The organism is Streptomyces sp. P9(2023) (genome assembly GCF_032436795.1).
Classification (GTDB): Bacteria; Actinomycetota; Actinomycetes; order Streptomycetales; family Streptomycetaceae; genus Streptomyces.
In genome coordinates this window covers 1-268 of sequence record NZ_JAUPWM010000519.1, presented here as the reverse complement: position 1 = coordinate 268, position 268 = coordinate 1, and the positions used below count along the sequence as shown (strand labels likewise).

Annotated in this window: 1 protein-coding gene; it reads left to right on the top strand. The window is 71.3% G+C overall.

What is annotated here, in order from left to right; translation table 11 throughout:
* A partial coding sequence (locus Q5762_RS38570; RefSeq protein ID WP_315896978.1) for a diguanylate cyclase domain-containing protein occupies positions 1-268 on the top strand: 268 nt, incomplete at both ends.

The window sequence follows — 268 nt, the reverse complement described above, 5'->3', positions numbered from 1 at the left end:
GCCGGTTGGCGAGGCCGGTGAGCGCGTCCTGCGTCGCCAGCACGGCGAGCGTATCCGGGTCGCCATTCGCGATCTCAACATCGGACACGCCGGCAGCGAGTCGGGGATCGTGACGATCAGCGCCGGCGTCGCCTCGTTTTCACCGGCCGAGCCGCACAGAGACGCCGCCGCGTTCCTGCGGGCGGCCGACGTCGCTCTCTACGAGGCCAAAGGCCGGGGGCGCGACTGCGTCTATGCCGCGGCGACCGGTGTGCTCGAAAGCCTGGAC